The 16730-nt window shown below is 70.1% G+C and carries 15 protein-coding genes; 6 read left to right on the top strand and 9 right to left on the bottom strand.

Annotated features, from left to right (window positions below):
* Window positions 1-48: 48 nt before the first annotated feature.
* The 4 genes from ACZ4AA_RS03695 to ACZ4AA_RS03710 form a co-directional block, all read right to left on the bottom strand.
* A complete protein-coding gene (locus tag ACZ4AA_RS03695) occupies window positions 49-906 on the bottom strand; it encodes a fumarylacetoacetate hydrolase family protein (RefSeq protein ID WP_467594611.1) in 858 nt (285 codons plus the stop codon).
* A 131-nt stretch (window positions 907-1037) separates the two neighbouring features.
* Entirely contained in the window at window positions 1038-1793 is a 756-nt protein-coding gene (locus ACZ4AA_RS03700) for a YidC/Oxa1 family membrane protein insertase (RefSeq protein ID WP_467595141.1), read from the bottom strand.
* Between the two features lie 193 nt (window positions 1794-1986).
* Entirely contained in the window at window positions 1987-2295 is a 309-nt protein-coding gene (locus ACZ4AA_RS03705) for a DUF6412 domain-containing protein (protein ID WP_467594613.1), read from the bottom strand.
* 64 nt (window positions 2296-2359) lie between these two features.
* The gene (locus ACZ4AA_RS03710) at window positions 2360-2947 is read right to left on the bottom strand and encodes a winged helix-turn-helix transcriptional regulator (protein ID WP_467594615.1); all 588 of its coding nucleotides are present in this window, start codon (window positions 2945-2947) and stop codon (window positions 2360-2362) included.
* Between the two features lie 114 nt (window positions 2948-3061).
* Between ACZ4AA_RS03710 and ACZ4AA_RS03715 the strand changes: the two genes are divergently transcribed.
* Entirely contained in the window at window positions 3062-4456 is a 1395-nt protein-coding gene (locus tag ACZ4AA_RS03715) for an MFS transporter (RefSeq protein WP_467594616.1), read from the top strand.
* Between the two features lie 90 nt (window positions 4457-4546).
* Here ACZ4AA_RS03715 and ACZ4AA_RS03720 read toward each other — a convergent pair whose 3' ends face one another.
* The gene (locus ACZ4AA_RS03720; protein WP_467594619.1) at window positions 4547-5353 is read right to left on the bottom strand and encodes a class E sortase; all 807 of its coding nucleotides are present in this window, start codon (window positions 5351-5353) and stop codon (window positions 4547-4549) included.
* 427 nt (window positions 5354-5780) lie between these two features.
* Here ACZ4AA_RS03720 and ACZ4AA_RS03725 point away from each other — a divergent pair, with 427 nt between their 5' ends.
* The 3 genes from ACZ4AA_RS03725 (at window position 5781) to ACZ4AA_RS03735 (ending at window position 10483) form a co-directional block, all read left to right on the top strand.
* A complete protein-coding gene (locus ACZ4AA_RS03725) occupies window positions 5781-6794 on the top strand; it encodes an SEC-C domain-containing protein (RefSeq protein WP_467594622.1) in 1014 nt (337 codons plus the stop codon).
* A gap of 163 nt (window positions 6795-6957) precedes the next feature.
* Complete coding sequence (locus ACZ4AA_RS03730; protein ID WP_467594625.1) at window positions 6958-10101, top strand: DEAD/DEAH box helicase; 3144 nt, start codon at window positions 6958-6960, stop codon at window positions 10099-10101.
* A 79-nt stretch (window positions 10102-10180) separates the two neighbouring features.
* Entirely contained in the window at window positions 10181-10483 is a 303-nt protein-coding gene (locus ACZ4AA_RS03735; protein WP_467594629.1) for a hypothetical protein, read from the top strand.
* Between the two features lie 214 nt (window positions 10484-10697).
* On the opposite strand, the gene ACZ4AA_RS03740 is transcribed toward ACZ4AA_RS03735, so the two are convergent.
* Complete coding sequence (locus ACZ4AA_RS03740) at window positions 10698-11663, bottom strand: GlxA family transcriptional regulator (RefSeq protein ID WP_467594632.1); 966 nt, start codon at window positions 11661-11663, stop codon at window positions 10698-10700.
* A 162-nt stretch (window positions 11664-11825) separates the two neighbouring features.
* On the opposite strand from ACZ4AA_RS03740, the gene ACZ4AA_RS03745 reads away from it, so the two are divergent.
* The gene (locus ACZ4AA_RS03745; RefSeq protein ID WP_467594635.1) at window positions 11826-12290 is read left to right on the top strand and encodes a DUF2269 family protein; all 465 of its coding nucleotides are present in this window, start codon (window positions 11826-11828) and stop codon (window positions 12288-12290) included.
* Window positions 12291-12591: 301 nt separating this feature from the next.
* Window positions 12592-13107, top strand: coding sequence for a levansucrase (locus ACZ4AA_RS03750; protein ID WP_467594638.1), 516 nt, complete (start codon window positions 12592-12594; stop codon window positions 13105-13107).
* 27 nt (window positions 13108-13134) lie between these two features.
* Here the strand turns inward: ACZ4AA_RS03750 and ACZ4AA_RS03755 are convergent, their stop codons facing one another.
* The 3 genes from ACZ4AA_RS03755 to ACZ4AA_RS03765 form a co-directional block, all read right to left on the bottom strand.
* Complete coding sequence (locus tag ACZ4AA_RS03755) at window positions 13135-13608, bottom strand: hypothetical protein (RefSeq protein WP_467594641.1); 474 nt, start codon at window positions 13606-13608, stop codon at window positions 13135-13137.
* A 173-nt stretch (window positions 13609-13781) separates the two neighbouring features.
* Window positions 13782-15278, bottom strand: a complete 1497-nt coding sequence (locus tag ACZ4AA_RS03760; RefSeq protein ID WP_467594646.1) for an MFS transporter — start codon at window positions 15276-15278, stop codon at window positions 13782-13784.
* An 87-nt stretch (window positions 15279-15365) separates the two neighbouring features.
* Complete coding sequence (locus ACZ4AA_RS03765) at window positions 15366-16691, bottom strand: DUF445 domain-containing protein (RefSeq protein WP_467594650.1); 1326 nt, start codon at window positions 16689-16691, stop codon at window positions 15366-15368.
* Window positions 16692-16730: the final 39 nt, after the last annotated feature.

Below are 16730 nucleotides of genomic sequence, written 5' to 3' on the forward strand. Positions count from 1 at the left end.
AAACGCACCCCGACCGGAGCGAACCCCACCGCGAACGAAGCGGAGCGCTCACGCGTTGGCGAGCACCTGCCGCTGCCGCCCCAGCCCCTCGATCTCCAGCTCCACGACATCCCCCGCCCGCAGGTACGGCTTCGGCTCGGGCCGCCCGAGGGCCACCCCGGCGGGCGTGCCGGTGTTGATGACGTCCCCCGGGTACAGGGTCATGAACCGGCTCACGTACCGGACGACCTCCGCGACCGGAAAGATCTGCTCCGCCGTCGTACCGTCCTGCTTGAGCTCACCGTTCACCCAGAGCCGCAGGGACAGCGCCTGCGGGTCGGGCACCTCGTCCGCCGTCACCAGCCACGGCCCCAGCGGGTTGAACGTCTCGCAGTTCTTGCCCTTGTCCCAGGTGCCGCCGCGCTCGATCTGGAACGCGCGCTCGGAGACGTCGTGCGCCACCGCGTACCCGGCGACATGCGCGAGCGCCTCCTCCCCCGACTCCAGATAGCGGGCGGTCCGGCCGATGACGACGGCCAGCTCGACCTCCCAGTCGGTCTTCACCGACCCGCGCGGCACGAGCACCGTGTCGTCGGGCCCGACCACGGTGTCCGCGGCCTTGAAGAAGATCACCGGCTCGGCGGGCGGCTCGGCCCCGGTCTCCTTGGCGTGGTCGTGGTAGTTCAGCCCGATGCACACGACCTTGCCGATCCGGGCCACCGGCGGTCCGACGCGCAGTCCCTCCGCATCCAGCACCGGCAGCTCACCGGCCGCGGCGGCGGACCGGATCCGGCCAAGCGCGGCGTCGTCGGCGAGGAGTGCCCCGTCGATGTCGGACACCAGGTCCGACAGGTCCCGCAGGGTCCCCTCGGTGTCGAGCAGCGCGGGCCGCTCCGATCCGGCCGTGCCGACGCGCAGCAGCTTCATGGTCACCATCTCCCTCGGTCGCGGGCCGTCGACCGGCGGGTGCGGCCGCCGGAGGACCGTGCGATCCTCCAAGCTCGCCGTCCGGTCCGCAAGACCCCGTTCAGGGACTGGACCGGCCCGGAGGGGCGCCGTCAGACGAGCGCCGCGGCCACGGGGGCGGTGACCCCGGGCATGTCCCGGTAGAGGACCGCCCGCTCCACCGCGCTCCAGGTCGCGCTGGTCACCACGTACAGCGCGGCCGCCAGCGGGACCACGGCCACGGTGAACAGGGTGAAGAACGACATGAACGGCATGAGCTTGGCGACCGAGGCGAGAGCCGCCGCCTGCTCGCTCCGGCCCTCCTCCGGCATCGGTGCGACGACGGCGGTCCGCTTCGTACGGACGTAGTTGAAGCAGGCCACGGCCGTGACGACGGCGAAGAGGCCCAGGTAGACGAGCCCGGCCGGCCCGAACAGGCCGCCGTCGCCGAGCGCGCCCGTCCACCGACCCCCGAGCTGTGCCCCGAACAGCTTGTGCCCGAGCAGGGTGTTGGCCTCGCCGCCGATCTTCGAGCTGGAGAACAGGTGGTAGAGGAGGAAGAAGGCCGGCATCTGGAGCAGGCTGGGCAGGCATCCGGAGAGCGGCGACACCTTCTCCTCGGCGTGCAGTTCCATCAGCGCCTTCTGGAACTTCTCGCGGTCCTTGCCGTGCTCCTTCTTCAGTTCGGCGATCCGCGGCCGAAGCGCAGCCTGGGCCCGCTGTCCGCGCGCCGCCGCCCGTGACAGGGGGTGCACGAGCAGTCGTACGAGCGCGGTGAACAGGATGATCGCCGCGGCGGCGGCCGAGGCGTGGAAGAGCGGCTGGAGCAGGTCGGCGAGGTGCTCGACCAGGTGCGCGAAAAGGGACATGAACGTGGACATGCGTGAGCCCTCCGGGGGTCTCGTCGTGCCGGGAGTACGGAATGCGGCATGACGACCCGCGCGGGTCACCCGTGAGGAAGGACCACTCGGCGCGCGTCACCGGACATCTCGGGGTGCGTCAACGGGAGTGGAGAGCCACCCGGGCGGCCGGTCGGTCGCAGGGGTGGAAAGGAAGGAGTGCCTACGCGGTCGCCTGGAGGGCGTGTCCGGGTGCTCGGGGGCGCGGCCGTCCGCTGGCGTCGGGATCGCGCTGCGGCAGGAAGGCCGTACGGCGGTCGCGGTCGCGGATGGTCGTACGGACCCGGGTGGGCGGCACGGCCGGCGCGCAGCGCGCCACGATCAGGGAGCAGGCGACGAAGGCGGACCCGGCCGCGGCCGTCGCGGCGAACGCGACGGTGGCGGTGAGGCTGCCGGTGTCGAGCAGCGCCACCTCGAGGAGCAGAAGCAGCAGTACGGCGGCGGGGCGGGCGTCGGCCCAGCTCCGGATCATCGGCCGCTCCTCCTCTCGTACGTGGTGCGCGCTCTCGTACGAGGTACGCGTCTTCCTGCGTTCGTTATACAGGATGATTCTCCGCCGACCGCCCGGAATCGGACGCGGTGTGCGCCACACCGTCCGGGCCGCGGTCCGTGTCGATCGGCTCCAGCAGCCGCCTCGGCGCGAGCAGGGCGCGGCTGACCGGATCGGCCGGGTTCCGGTCGAGTCCTGGGCCCGGGGTCATCTCGACGTCCGGGACGGGCACGATCAGGGCGCAGGCGGGGCATTCGCCGTACGGGCCCAGTTCCGTGCCGCAGGCCGCGTGGCGGAAGTAGCGCAGGCGGCTCTCGGTGAAGTGTTCGCGGCCCCACAGGCCGAGCGAGCGCAGGGTGGGCCACAGGCCGATACCGCGGTCGGTCAGGACGTACTCGTCCCGCGGCGGCGACTGCTGGTAGCGGCGCTTGTCGAGGATGCCCTCGGCGGTGAGCGCCTGGAGCCGGGCCGCGAGCACGGCGCGCGGGATGCCGAGGTGCACGAGGAAGTCGTTGTAGCGCCGTACGCCGTAGAGCGCGTCGCGGATGACGAGCAGCGTCCAGCGCTCGCCGACGATCTCCAGCGCGCGGGCGATCGAGCACTCCTGCGTCGCGTAGTCCTTGCCCAGTGCCATGCCCCCACTGTAGCCACTTTCCGACACGTTGGTTCATTGACCGAACCTAGGTGTTACGGTGGACGCCACGAGAAGGTTCAATGACCGAACTGACCAGGGAGGCGAAGGCACCTCATGACCCCGCTGAACCGGCCCGACACCAGGACGCGGCCCGCGCACACGGCCGGGACACCTCAGGCCCCCGTGGCGCACGACGCTCCGCGCACCACCCCGACCCTCGCCCTCACCAGCGCCGCAACCGCCGTGGCCCTGATGACGTACACGGCCCCCATGGTCACGCTCCCCGACACCGCGGCCGCCCTGCACACCTCCGTCTCCGCCCAGGCCTGGCTGCTCAACGGCACCCCGCTGGGCCTGGCCGCGTTGCTCCTGGTCGCGGGCAGCCTCGCCGACGACTACGGCCGCCGCCGGATCTTCCTGGCCGGCACCGTCGCCCTCGGTCTCACCACCGCGCTCGGCGCGCTCGCCGGCTCCACCTGGCTGTTCACCCTGACCCGCGTCGCGCAGGGAGCGGCGAGCGCCGCGATCCTCGCGAGCAGCCTGGGGCTGATCGTGCACGCCTTCCCGACCCCGCGCGGGCGGCTGCGCGCGACGGGCGTCTGGGGCGCCTTCGTCAGCGGCGGCATCGCGGCGGGCCCCCTCCTCGCGGGCGCGATCGCCGGCTGGAACTGGCGGCTGGCGTACGCCGTCCTGGGCGCCGCGGCCCTGCTCGTCGCCCTCCTGGGAACCCGCGCCCTGACCGAGTCCCGCGCACCGCGCGGCGGCCGGCCCGACCTCGCGGGGGCGCTGACCTTCGGCCTCGCCCTGGTGTCGCTGGTGGCCGCGCTGACACTCGGCCGCGACGGCTGGCTGCGCGCGCCGGTGGGCCTGCTGCTGGCCGCCTTCGTCGCCGTCGAGCGCCGCAGCGCGACGCCCATGATCGATCTGGGTCTGCTCAGGCACCGCCGCTTCCTCGCCTCGTCGGCGGGCGGGCTCTTCACGGGGCTCGCGGTGATCGGCCTGTTCAGCTTCCTGCCGGCGCTGCTCCAGCGGACGCTCGGGATGTCCGCCATGGACACCGCGTGGCTGTTCCTGCTGTGGTCGGGGCTCGCCTTCACGGTCGCCCTCCAGGCCCGCCGCCTCGCCGGCCGCGTCTCGCACCGCCATCAGCTGGCCCTCGGATTCGCGCTGCACGCCGTCGGCGTCCTGACGATGCTCGGCGCCATCGGCTCCGGCTCCTGGCTCCGGCTGCTCCCGGGGTTCGTGCTCTCCGGGGTGGGCAGCGGCCTGCTGAACGCCGCGCTGCCGCTGCTGGCCGTCGAGTCCGTGCCCGCGACCCGCGCGGCGATGGGCTCGGGCGCCCAGCAGACCTTCCGCTACATCGGCTCGTGCGCCGGGGTCGCCCTCACGATCGCCCTGGTCACCTCCAGCGGCGGACCGGCGCACGGCGCGAACGTCGCGATCATCGTGTCGGCGCTGCTGGCCGCGGTGGCCGCGGTGGCGGTTCTGGTGCTGCGGGAGCGGGCGTGAGCGGGCGGTGACCGCCAGGGCCGGCGCTCACGGGTGCCGCCTCCGCGGGAGTGACGGCGGAACCCGTGGCCGTCGCGGAACTGGTGCTCGTCAGCGGGGCCGCACGGAGGTGAGCTTGCCCCACACCGCCATGCGGTACCGGGAGGTGTACTCGGGGGCGCACGTGGTGAGCGTGATGTAGTAGCCGGGCAGGCTGTACCCGTACGACGGCCGGACGGTGCTGCGCGGCACCGGGCGGATCACCCCGACGTCCCGGGCGGAGGTCCGCGGGAGCGTCCGGTCGACGGTGTACGTGTAGACGGCGGCCTTCGTCTCGACGGTGATCGTGTCACCGCGCCGGAGTCTCGGGAGGTACCGGAAGGGCTCACCGTGTGTGTTCCGGTGCCCGGCGAGCGCGAAGTTCCCCGCCTGACCCGGCTGCTGGGTCGCCTTGTAGTGGCCGACGTAGCCCTTGTTGAGGACATCAGCCTTGCCTACACCCTCCGCGACCGGCACCCGCAGGGACAGCCGCGGAATGCCGAGGATCGCGTAGGCCTGGGACCGACGGGGCCGCGCCTGACCGCCGCCGCCTCCGGACCCGGACCCGGTCTTCCGCCCTGCCGTCCCGACGCCGGCACCGCTCCCCCCGCCGCCCCCACCTGAACCGGAGCTCATCCCGGGGCCGACATCCCCGCCGGCATGCCCCTGGACCGGGGTACCCCACACCCGCTCCAGCGCCTGCACCTTGCGCTCGGCCCCCTGGCGCGCCTCCCGGTTGGTCCACCACAACTGGTGCACGACCAGGAGGAGCAGCACCACACCGACGGTGACGAGCACCTCGGCACCGCTCCAGACGGCTCGCCGGTACGCGGCACGCCGTCGCCGCGTTCCGTGGTGCACGACCCCCGGAGCCCGCATCCGTACACCTCCCTCGCCGGGCGCACGATAGGCCCCACCTCGCCAACTCTCCAGCCCCGCGCGGCTCCTGGGCGCCCCGGGCACCCCGCCCCGCGGAACCGGCGACCTCCGCACGCCCCTTGAGACCCCTATCTGAACGGCGAGTCCCAGACGGTGCCTTTCGCGACGAGGTCGGTGCGGACGGCGGAGAGGTTGCCCGTTGGCGGCTGACGGCTGACGGCTGACGGCTGACGGCTGACGGCTGACGGCTGACGGCTGACGGCTGACGGCATGAGACCCCCTTCCGCACCCTCCGGAACTTCCACACCCTCCGGAACTTCCAGACATTCCACCGTTCCGGCCTTCGCGAATATGCCCTCGGGGACTCCCGCGTCTCTGGCCAGCAGGTCTCTCTCCTTGGCGGCCCGGCGGCAGTACGGTGTCCACCATGCGCCCCGACACGCCTGCCGAGAACGTCGACCACACCGCCGAAGCGGCTCGCCTGGAGCGGACCGCCGGCCTGTACCCGGAGGACGCCGAGCACCTGCTGCTACAGGCAGCGGCCCACCTCGAACTGGCCGGCGACCGCCCCGGCGCCACCACCCTCTACGACCGCCTCCTCGCCTCGGACGCTCCCCTGGAGAAGCCGTATCTGGTACGCGCCCTCAAGGCGTCGAACCTGTGGGAGTACGACCACGAGGCCGAGGCCCGCGCGATCATCGACGGAGTCAGGGCCGCGGCCCCGCGCGACCCGGCCCCCTGGGTCATCGTGGCGGAGGCCCTGGAGTCGCACGACGAACTGGAGGCGGCCCAGGACACCTTCACCGAGGGAACGACCCTGCTCCTGACGGACGTGGCCGAACCCCCGTACTCCACGCTCCCCCTCCTCTTCGGCCGTCACCGTGTGCGCCGCATGCTGGGCGCGGCGCACGACGAGTGGGACGCGCTGGCCGACACCCTGCACTCGTCCCCGATCTCCCTGGACGAGCTCCACGACCCGAAGCGGGTCTGGTCCCTCGGCTCGGACAACCCGGCGGAACTCCAGGCCGAGATCACCCGCCTCCAGGCCGAACTGGGCACCTACCGCGAGGCGTTGTCCCGCCCGTTCCCGGTGGCGGTCCTGCACTGGTCGGCCCCCGAACTCATCGAACTGACCTCGGCGTACCCGGACCTCACCACCGAGTACCCGTCCCACGACGAGCACCTCGCGACGATAGAGGCCTCCCTGCGCGAACTGGCCGGCTCGGGCACCCCGAACCTCGGCATCGTCACCGCCACGGTCCCCTCCTACGAGGCCTTCGCCGCCTCGGAGGCCTCGTCCCCCGCGGACACGACCCTGCTCCCCCAGTACGCGACGACCCTGGCAGCCCGAGGCCTTGCGGTGGCCTGGCCCCCGCAGCGGGGGGCTGGGTGCTGGTGCGGGTCGGGGGCTGCTTATGGGGAGTGCCACGGAGCCGCGTAAGGGCCGGCGGCACCGCCACGCTCCGTTGTTCCCATGAAGGTGCATCCCGAGCTACGCGTCAGTCGGGGTGCACCTTCGCTTGCATCCTTCATCCGCGACCCGCTCGTGTCAGTGGCCCCTGTTAGAACTGTGCATGACGCAATGAGCGATCAGGGGGGCCATCGTGGTTCAGTCCGGGGATCTGTCACAACCTGTTGCGGGTGTGTACGAGGAACTGATTACCGAAGGCGTGCAGGCACAGATCGACCAGCTGAACGCGGCCGGTTGGAAGCCGATTCACGCTGAGGTCAGTGCCGAGTCGTCACCCCATGTCCTGGCGCGCTACATCGGCGAGGCCGTGGGACGGCGGTTGAGCCGGCTGCCTCATGACAAGCAGGTAGCCGCGGCCAACCAGATCATGCAGTCCCTTGTCAGCAGCGTGCCGGACTCGGATGCAAACGAGCCGACGCCCACGATCGTCGACGGTCCTCGTCAGCTCTTGGCCTTGGCTGAGCGGGAGGCTCCAGGCGCCTACGCCATCAGGCCCCTGACTCCCCTGTCCGAAACAGCACTGATCACCAATGCGCCGGATGACCCGAGCTTGGGCGCGGAACTACGGGCCGAGCTCGCCACCGCGGACCGCATCGATCTGCTCTGCGCGTTCGTGAAGTGGTACGGGATAAGGGTTCTGGAGGACTCGCTCCGTGCGGCCAAAGAGCGTGGGGTCCCCATCCGGGTCATCACCACTACCTACATCGGCGCCACTGACCGACACGCCTTGGACCGACTGGTTCGCGAGTTCGGCGCCCAGGTGAAGGTCAACTACGAGATCAGATCAACGCGCTTGCACGCCAAAGCATGGTTGTTCCGGCGCAACACAGGGTTCGACACCGCATATGTCGGCAGTTCGAACCTCTCCAAGGCTGCCCTACTCGACGGCTTGGAGTGGAACGTGCGGCTGTCCTCAGTCGCCACACCGAGGGTGCTCGATAAGTTCGAGGCGACCTTCGACGCCTACTGGGCCGACACCGCCTTCGAGGCGTACGACCCTGACCGAGACGGCGAGCGGCTCGCTGAGGCACTTGCCAGGGCGGGTGGCACGGGCCCTGCTGGAGAACTCAAGATCAGCCTCTCGGGCCTTGAAGTACACCCCCTCCCCCACCAGAAGGACATGCTGGAGCGCCTCCGCGTCGAGCGCGATATCCGCGACCGCAACCGAAATCTCCTGGTCGCCGCGACGGGTACGGGTAAAACGGTCATGGCAGCGCTGGACTATCGCGAGATGCGTGACAAACGCGGCGGCGAGTTTCCCCGCCTGCTCTTCGTCGCTCACCGTAAGGAGATTCTGAACCAGTCCCTGCGCACCTACCGAGAGGTACTGGACAACGCCTCGTTCGGTGAGCTCCTCCACGGCGGCAAAGAGCCACGCGATTGGACACATGTCTTCGCCAGCGTCCAATCACTCAATCTTCAGCGCCTGGAACAGCTCGACCCCGAACACTTTGACGTCATCGTCATCGATGAGTTCCACCATGCCACGGCCGAGACCTACCGACGGGTGATCAACCACTTTAAGCCGGGCCAACTACTCGGTCTCACCGCGACCCCGGAGCGCATGGATGGTCGCAGTGTGCAAAACGAGTATTTCGATGGACGCATCGCTGCGGAGCTTCGCCTCTGGGAGGCCTTGGAGAACGACCTACTCTGCCCCTTTCATTACTTCGGGATTCCTGACGGCACGGACCTGACTCGCCTCAACTGGCGTTCGGGTAACTACGACCGAGATCAACTCGGCCATCTCTACACAGGTGACGAGGCTCGGGCGCGTATCGTCATCAAGCAGGTTGAGGACAAACTCTCGAACCCCGCGTCCATGCGGGCCCTCGGATTTTGCGTATCCAAGGCACATGCACACTTCATGGCGGACTGCTTCCGTCGCGCGGGATTCCAAGCGGCGGCTCTCGACAGCGACTGCCGCCCCGAGGTTCGTACGCAGACACTTGACGATCTCAAAGCAGGTCGCATTCAAGTGATTTTCTCTGTTGACCTCTTCAACGAGGGTCTGGACATCCCTGACGTTGACACGCTTCTGCTGCTGCGCCCGACCAACAGTGCGACCGTCTTCCTCCAGCAGCTTGGGCGTGGTCTGCGCCGCACACCGAACAAGCCGGTCCTGACCGTGCTCGATTTCATCGGTCAGCATCGAGCAGAGTTCCGCTTCGAAGAACAGTTCCGGGCCCTGACAAATCTGTCCCGCAACCGGCTCGTCAACGGAATCGAGCAGGGATTCCCGCAGTTGCCTTCCGGCTGCCAGATCATCCTGGAAGGCAAGTCCAAGGACCTCGTCCTGGACAACATCCGTACGCAGCTCAAGGCCACCATCACCACGTTGGCCAAGGAAGTCAGGGACTACAGCACCCCGCGCCTGGCAGAGTATCTACGCGAGAGCCGTCGGGACATCCAAGAGCTCTATAAGAGCGACAACTCCTGGACCAAGGTGCTGCGCAAGGCTGATTTCATCCGCGAAGAGGCGCCGCCAGGCGAGGCAGAACTCCTCAAGCGCGTCCATGCCTTCCTGCACGTCGACGATCCTCAGCGCATCCACACGTACCTACGTCTACTCGCAGATGACGCCCCTGACTACGACTCCCTGACCGTGCAGGATGCGGCATACGCCCGCATGCTCTTTTTCAACCTGTGGGACAACGGTGGCGGTTTTTCCAGCTACCGCCAGGGACTTGAGTCACTGCGATCCCAACCTATGTTGCGCGACGAGTTGCAACAGGTTCTCTCACACGCCCTCGAAGAGGCGGACCACTACCCCCTCCTACTAGAAGGCTCCCTCACTCACGTTCCCTTGAAGATTCACAGCTCCTACAACCGTTCCGAAATCCTCTCGGCCTTGGGAGTGGCGCGACTGAACGGTCAAATGCCGAGAGATTTCGGACAAGGAGTGCGTTGGGTGGAGGAACTCAAGACCGATGCCCTCCTCATCACCCTGGAGAAGAGCGAACGGGACTTCTCTCCCACAGTCCGCTACAAGGACTACGCCCTCAGTCCAACCCGATTCCACTGGGAGTCGCAGAGCACCACTCCGGCGGACTCCGCGACTGGCTTGCGTTACCAGCAGCACGACGAACTCGGGAGCCATGTCCTTCTTTTCCTGCGCCGCTACAAGCGCAACAGCATCGGCAAGGCCGAGCCGTGGATGCTGCTGGGACCGGCCACCTACTTCGAACACTCCGGCAGCAAGCCCATGGCGATCACCTGGGATCTGCACCACGAACTTCCTGCCGATGTGAGCTCGTACGCCTCGATCACGAGTTGACTCGCCATCCGTATGCCAGGGGGGCGCGTCACTCGGGTCAGCTCGGGCGCTAGCCTCGGGGGCGAACAAGGAGGCAGTCATGGCGAAGGTACCGGCCGCGGTGGTGGCCGCCGGGGGGCTTGTCGGTGGGTACGGCGTCGCCCGGTGGACGAGGAAGCGGCAGCTCGGCGGGGTCGTCCTCGCCGTCGCCGGAGTCGCCGCCGCCCGGCAGTGGAAGCAGGAGGCCGGCGGGACGGCCGCCGGAGTGCTGACCGCCGGGTACGTCGCCGCGTTCGCCGGGTCGCACCCCCTGGCCAAGAAGGTCGGCGCCTGGCCCGCCGTCTTCGGTGTCGCCGGCGCCATGGCCCTCGCCTCCTGGGCCGTCGCCGGCCGACGCGCCTGAGCCCGGAGCCGGGCAGACCCCCGGCCGAGCCGGATGGGGCAGACCTCCGGCCAGGCGAGCCGAGCCGGGCAGACCCCCGCCTGAGCCGGGTCAGACATGCTTCCGCCCGAGCCCTCGGTCGGACAGACCCGCCGCTGAGCCGAGATCGCGCGGACCCGCGCCTGAGCCGGGGCCGGGCGGACCGACACCCGAACCCCGGGTGGTACCGAAGCCCTCAGGAAGCCGGGGCCTCCGCCCCGCGGAATGCCCTCCGGTACGCGTACGGGCTCGTCCCCACCACGCGTTTGAAGCGGTCCCGGAACGCCGTCGGGGAGCCGAAGCCCGCCTGGGTGGCGATGCGCTCGACCGGGTACGTGGTCGTCTCCAGGAGGTACTGGGCACGGCGCACCCGGGCCCGGTGCAGCCACTGGAGCGGGGTCGTGCCGGTCTGTTCGCGGAAGCGGCGGTTGAGGGTGCGGGTGCTCGTGCCCGCGTGGAGTGCGATGTCCTCCAGGGTCAGCTCACGGTCCGCGTTCTCCTCCAGCCAGGCCAGCAGCGGCTCCATGGTCGTGCCCGCCGGGGCCGGCGGCCGCCCGTGGACGATGAACTGGGCCTGGCCGCCCTCCCGTTCGAGCGGCATCACGGACAGCCGGGCCGCGTGTGCGGCGACCGCCGAACCGTGGTCCTTGCGGATCATGTGGAGGCACATGTCCAGCGCCGCCGACGCCCCCGCCGAGGTGAGCAACCGGCCGTTGTCGACGTAGAGCACGTTCGGGTCCACGGTCACCGCCGGGTACCTGGCCGCCAGTTCCCCGGCCGCGACCCAGTGCGTGGTCGCCCGCAGCCCGTCCAGCAGGCCCGTCGCGGCGAGGACGAACGCGCCGACGCAGACCGAGGCGATCCGGGTGCCGTTCGCGGCCGCAGCGCGCAGCGCCTCCGCGACGCCCGGCGGGAGCGGGGCGGACGGGTCGGCCACGCCCGGCACGATGATCGTGTCGGCCTCCGCCAGGGCCTCCAGGCCGTACGGGGCGCGCAGGGTGAACGCGCCCGCGTTCACCTCCGCGTCCGCCGTCACCGAACACACCCGCGTCCGGTACGCGGGGCGGCCGTCGGGCAGCCGCGCCCAGCCGAAGGTGTCGATCGGGGCGGCGAGATCGAACGGGATGACCTGGTCGAGGGCCAGTACGGCCACGGTGTGCATGGCCAGAGCCTAGACAATCACCGGGTTCTCGTCATGCCAGTGCAACCGCTTGTCGGCATCTGATCAGGGCTGGAACAGCCGGAGACGGTGTGGCCGGAATCCGTTGGGTCCTGGCAGAAGTGCCACTTCTCCATGATCCGCCCGACCCCCTACCGTCACCCCGTGACCAAGTTCCTCCTCGCCGTCCATGTCATCGCCGCGATCGTCGCCGTCGGGCCCGTCGCCGTCGCCGCGAGCATGTTCCCGCCGGCCGCGCGCAAGGCTCTCGAAGCGCCGGACGACCCGGGTGCCCTCGCCACCGTCCGGCTGCTGCACCGCATCTGCCAGGTGTACGCGGTGGCCGGCGTCGTCGTCCCCGTGTTCGGGTTCGCCACGGCGAGCGACATGGGTGTACTGGGCGACACCTGGCTGATCGTCTCGATCGCGCTGACCGCGCTCGCGGCCGTCGTCCTCGCCGCGCTCGTGCTGCCCCGGCAGGGCGCGATCCTGGAGGGAACGGCCGGCGAGAAGGCCGTGGACCCTGCGGCCACCGTGCGGCTCGCCATGTTCACCGGGATCTTCAACCTGCTGTGGGCCGCCGTCACCGTCCTGATGATCATCCGGCCGGGGTCCACGACAGGCGCCTAGGTCGTGTCCGCAAGGTCGCGTCGTCCGCCCGGAGGGCGGGCCCGGCGGCATCATGGGGGTCCCCCCTGCTCGAGCGGAGCCGAGAGCTCGGGGGAGCGTGCTCTCGGCGTGCCGGGCGAAGACCCTCGTACTGGACGTACTTGGGTCTTCGCCCGGTGCGGCGAGTGGGGGTCCCCCCTGCTCGAAGAGCTTGGGGGAGCGTGCCAGGCGTCACCGGGCAGACGAGACTTTGCGGACACGACCTAGGGGCTGTTCAGCGGCGCCCGTTCCGGTGTCGGGCGCCGGGCCCTAAAATCCCGCCATGGACGCAAACCAGCAGCAGTCCCCGGCAGGCGCCTACCTGGCCTTCGTGGAGCGGCAGTTGACCGCCGACGGGTGTGCCACGCGGTGGGAGGACTGGGCCGGGGTGCCCGTACTCGTGGGGCGGCGGGGCGAGTTCCGGATGCGGTGGATGGGCACGAAGCTGCACCTGTTCACGGTGGCCGCGGCCGTCCCGGAGATAACCGTGCCGGCCATCTCCGGGTTCACCGACCAGGTGATGAAGTACGCCAAGGACACCAAGGGCGGTCTGCCGGTCGGGTTCCAGAACGGCATCGGCGCCTTCCCGTTGCTGGTCAGCGACCGGGTCGATCCGGCGGCCGTGCAGTGGGCCGAGGCGCAGCAGCGGGTCAAGTTCGCCTGTATGACACGGCCCGTCGTGGTCGACAGTTCGCGTCAGTACGTGGGGATGTACCGCGGCAAGCCGATGCTCGGGCGCGTCTACGCCTCGTACTTCAACGAGAAGGGCTCGGCGTACTTCCACGGCCAGGGAGCGTGAGCGTGTCACCTGGCCGGCCGCGGTGTCTCACCAGCGGCCCGCCAGGGCCGGTTCCTCCTCCTCGGCGTCCATCAGATCCGGCCTGAACTGCCGTGCCACCGCGCTCGCGACCAGCACCGCGGCGGCCCCGAGGAGCGTGACGGCCGCCCAGGTCAGCGGCCAGGCGTCGGCGAAGCCGTCCGGGGGTCCTGGATGGCTCCGCAGGGACACGTACAGCAGGGTCGCCGGAGGTACGGCGACCACGAGCAGGGGCCAGGCCAGCGCGTCCCTGAGCCCGAAGTGGACGGCCAGGAGCAGCAGGACGGCGGCCAGGGCGAGGACACCCGTGCCCGTCACCGGGGTGGTCTCCACCACGGAGCCGGGCGGCTCGGGGCGGTTGCGCAGGTCCCAGGGCAGGCAGACGAGGTACGCCGCGCAGGACAGGGCGGCGCCGAGCACACGCGTCAGCCAGCGTTCCGGCCAGGGGCGCGTTCGCAAGGGGCGGAGCAGTTTCTCGGTCATGCGTACGAGGGTTCCGCGCCCGGCGGGGCCGCGACAGAGTACGCGTACTCAGAACCGGCGCTCGGCAGCGAGATCGCTCAGGCCGCGTCCGTACGAGCGCGTCCCGGTCCGTACGAGCGCGTCGTACGGGCCTCTCGGACGAGCCGGTCACCCGGTCGCCCGGCTGCCAAGCCTCACGTCGTCCGTGCCGCGGAGGCCGACGCGGGGGCCGTAGACAGCGGGGCGGCGATGTCCTCCAGGGAGCGGCGCTCGGCCTTGACCGCGAGGAACACGGCGACCAGGCCCGCGGCGCACATCAGGGAGGCGCCGATCTGGAAGGCGAGCACCGTGTCGGCGACGACGCCGGACTTCGTGAGGTCGGCGAAGACCAGCGGGCCGCTGATACCGCCGGCCGCGGTGCCGATGGCGTAGAAGAAGGCGATGGCCATCGCCCTGGTCTCCATGGGGAAGATCTCGGAGACGGTCAGATACGCGCTGGAGGCGCCCGCCGAGGCGAAGAACAGCACCACGCACCAGCAGGCCGTCATCGTCACCGCGTTCAGGGAACCCTGGTCGAAGAGCCAGGCGGTGACGAAGAGCAGCAGACCCGAGAGCAGATACGTCGAGGAGATCATCACCCGGCGGCCCAGGGTGTCGAAGAGCTTGCCGAGCAGCAGCGGGCCGAGGAAGTTGCCGGCCGCGATGACGGCGAAGTAGTAGCCGGTGCCGCCCGTGGGCACGTCGAAGAACGTGGTGAGGATGGAGCCGAAGCCGAAAGTGATGGCGTTGTAGAGGAAGGCCTGGCCGACGAAGAGGGCGAGGCCGAGCACGGCTCGCTTCGGGTACCGGCCGAAGACCGTCTTCGCGATGGCGCCGAAGCCGATGCCCTTGCGCTGCTCGATGGTGATCTCGCCCCGTGCCTCCGGCAGCGGTTCCCCCCGTTCCTCTTCGATCTCCTCCTCCACGGAGGTGACCAGCTGGTCCGCCTCATCTCCGCGGCCGTGGATGAACTGCCAGCGCGGGCTCTCCGGCACATGCCGCCTGACCAGCAGGATCACCAGGCCGAGGACCACGCCGAGGCCGAAGGTCAGCCGCCAGCCGAGGTCCTTGGGGAAGATGTCCGTGTTCAGCATGACGATCGACAGCAGCGAACCGCCGATCGCGCCGAGCCAGTAGGTGCCGTTGATGATCAGGTCTACCCGGCCGCGGAACCGGGCGGGGATGAGCTCGTCGATCGCCGAGTTGATGGCCGCGTACTCGCCGCCGATGCCGAAGCCGGTGAGGAAGCGGAAGGTGAAGAACCACCAGGCGTCGAAGGAAAAGGCGGTCAGGGCCGTCGCCGTGAGATACACGGCGAGCGTGATCATGAAGAGCTTCTTGCGGCCGTGGCGGTCGGTCAGCCAGCCGAAGAACAGGGCGCCCGCACAGGCACCCGCCACATAGAGAGCCGCCGCGATACCGGTGACCTGTGCCGAGGAGATGGACAGGCCGCTGCCGGGCTCGGAGAGGCGGCCCGCGATGTTGCCGACGGTCGTGACCTCCAGGCCGTCCAGGATCCAGACGGTGCCCAGGCCGATCACGATCATCCAGTGCCAGCGGGACCACGGCAGCCGGTCCAGCCGGGACGGCACGTTCGTGGTGACCGTGCCGGCGGCGGCCGTGTCGGGGGCCGGTGAGGCGGGGGCTGGCATGAGGTTCCCTCTCCGTCGGGCGAGCCCGACCGGGTTGGTTCCCTCTCCGTCGGGTGAACTCCGGCCGGGTTCCCGCCCCCTGGCCGGTTAAGCCCCCAACGCCCGTGACACCACGTAGATCAGCAGTCCGGCCAGGGAGCCGACCACCGTGCCGTTGATCCGGATGAACTGGAGGTCGCGGCCGATGTGCGCCTCGATCTTCCGGGTCGTGTGCTCGGCGTCCCAGCCCGCGACCGTGTCCGTGATCAGCGAGGTGATCTCCTTGCGGTACGTCGTCACCACGTACACGGCGGCGCCCTCCACCCAGCTGTCCACCTTGGCCTGGAGCTTGGGGTCGGTCGCCATCCGGGCACCGAGGGACAGCAGCGAGGCCCGTACGCGCAGCCGCAGTTCGCTGCGCTCGTCCTCGGCCGCGGACACGATCATCGACCGTACGGCCGTCCAGGCGGAGGCGATGAGGTCCTGGACCTCGCCCCGGCCCAGCACCTCGCCCTTGAGCCGCTCCACCCGCGCACGGGTGTCGGTGTCGGACTGGAGGTCGGAGGCGAAGTCGGTCAGGAACCGGTCCAGGGCGCCGCGGGCCGGATGGGACGGGGAGTCGCGCATCTCGGTGACGAAGCGGAGCAGTTCCTTGTAGACCCGCTCACCGACCTTCTTGTCGACGAAACGCGGGGTCCAGCCGGGCGCGCCGCCCTGGACGGCGTCCATCACCTGGGCGTCGTGGAACACCAGCCAGTCATGGGCCCGGGCGACCACCAGGTCGACGAACCGTCGGTGACCGCCGTCCACGACGATCTTCTCCAGCATCTTGCCCATCCCGGGCGCGATCTCCTGGGCGTCCGCACGGCGGGTGATCGCCTCCCCGACCACGGCCTGGACGTCGGAGTCGCGCAGCACGGTCAGCGCGCCCCGCAGAGCGGCGGCCAGTTCGGCCGTGACCCGGTCCGCGTGCTCGGGGTCGGCGAGCCAGGCGCCGAGTCTGCTGCCGATGCCCACCGCGCGCAGCCGCTGGCGGACGACCTCCTCGGAGAGGAAGTTCTCGCCGACGAACTCGCCCAGCGAGACGCCCAGCTGGTCCTTCTTGGTGGGGATGATCGCGGTGTGCGGGATCGGCAGGCCGAGCGGGTGCCGGAAGAGAGCCGTGACCGCGAACCAGTCGGCCAGCGCACCGACCATGCCCGCCTCGGCGGCCGCCGCGACATACCCCGCCCAGGCGCCCGCGCCCTCGTTCGAGGCCCACTTGGCCAGGACGTAGACGAGCGCGACGAAGAGCAGCAGACCGGTGGCCGTCGCCTTCATCCGGCGCACGCCACGGCGCTTCTCCTCGTCGGCGGGGCTGAACGTGTTCATCGTCCGGCCCGGCGGCACGGTGGTCCCGCCGCCGTCCGGTTCACCCGCATTCATGCGTTCCATTCACTCCACCCGTTCGCCGACCACGTCACGCCCCGTGCA

This window comes from Streptomyces sp. NPDC024698 (assembly GCF_055559015.1).

Bases quoted from the DNA above. Each gene is read 5' to 3' on its own strand.
- ACZ4AA_RS03695 (WP_467594611.1), bottom strand. From the start codon at position 906: ATGAAGCTGCTGCGCGTCGGCACGGCCGGATCGGAGCGGCCCGCGCTG.
- ACZ4AA_RS03700 (WP_467595141.1), bottom strand. From the start codon at position 1,793: ATGTCCCTTTTCGCGCACCTGGTCGAGCACCTCGCCGACCTGCTCCAG.
- ACZ4AA_RS03705 (WP_467594613.1), bottom strand. From the start codon at position 2,295: ATGATCCGGAGCTGGGCCGACGCCCGCCCCGCCGCCGTACTGCTGCTT.
- ACZ4AA_RS03710 (WP_467594615.1), bottom strand. From the start codon at position 2,947: ATGGCACTGGGCAAGGACTACGCGACGCAGGAGTGCTCGATCGCCCGC.
- ACZ4AA_RS03715 (WP_467594616.1), top strand. From the start codon at position 3,062: ATGACCCCGCTGAACCGGCCCGACACCAGGACGCGGCCCGCGCACACG.
- ACZ4AA_RS03720 (WP_467594619.1), bottom strand. From the start codon at position 5,353: ATGCGGGCTCCGGGGGTCGTGCACCACGGAACGCGGCGACGGCGTGCC.
- ACZ4AA_RS03725 (WP_467594622.1), top strand. From the start codon at position 5,781: ATGCGCCCCGACACGCCTGCCGAGAACGTCGACCACACCGCCGAAGCG.
- ACZ4AA_RS03735 (WP_467594629.1), top strand. From the start codon at position 10,181: ATGGCGAAGGTACCGGCCGCGGTGGTGGCCGCCGGGGGGCTTGTCGGT.
- ACZ4AA_RS03740 (WP_467594632.1), bottom strand. From the start codon at position 11,663: ATGCACACCGTGGCCGTACTGGCCCTCGACCAGGTCATCCCGTTCGAT.
- ACZ4AA_RS03750 (WP_467594638.1), top strand. From the start codon at position 12,592: ATGGACGCAAACCAGCAGCAGTCCCCGGCAGGCGCCTACCTGGCCTTC.
- ACZ4AA_RS03755 (WP_467594641.1), bottom strand. From the start codon at position 13,608: ATGACCGAGAAACTGCTCCGCCCCTTGCGAACGCGCCCCTGGCCGGAA.
- ACZ4AA_RS03760 (WP_467594646.1), bottom strand. From the start codon at position 15,278: ATGCCAGCCCCCGCCTCACCGGCCCCCGACACGGCCGCCGCCGGCACG.
- ACZ4AA_RS03765 (WP_467594650.1), bottom strand. From the start codon at position 16,691: ATGGAACGCATGAATGCGGGTGAACCGGACGGCGGCGGGACCACCGTG.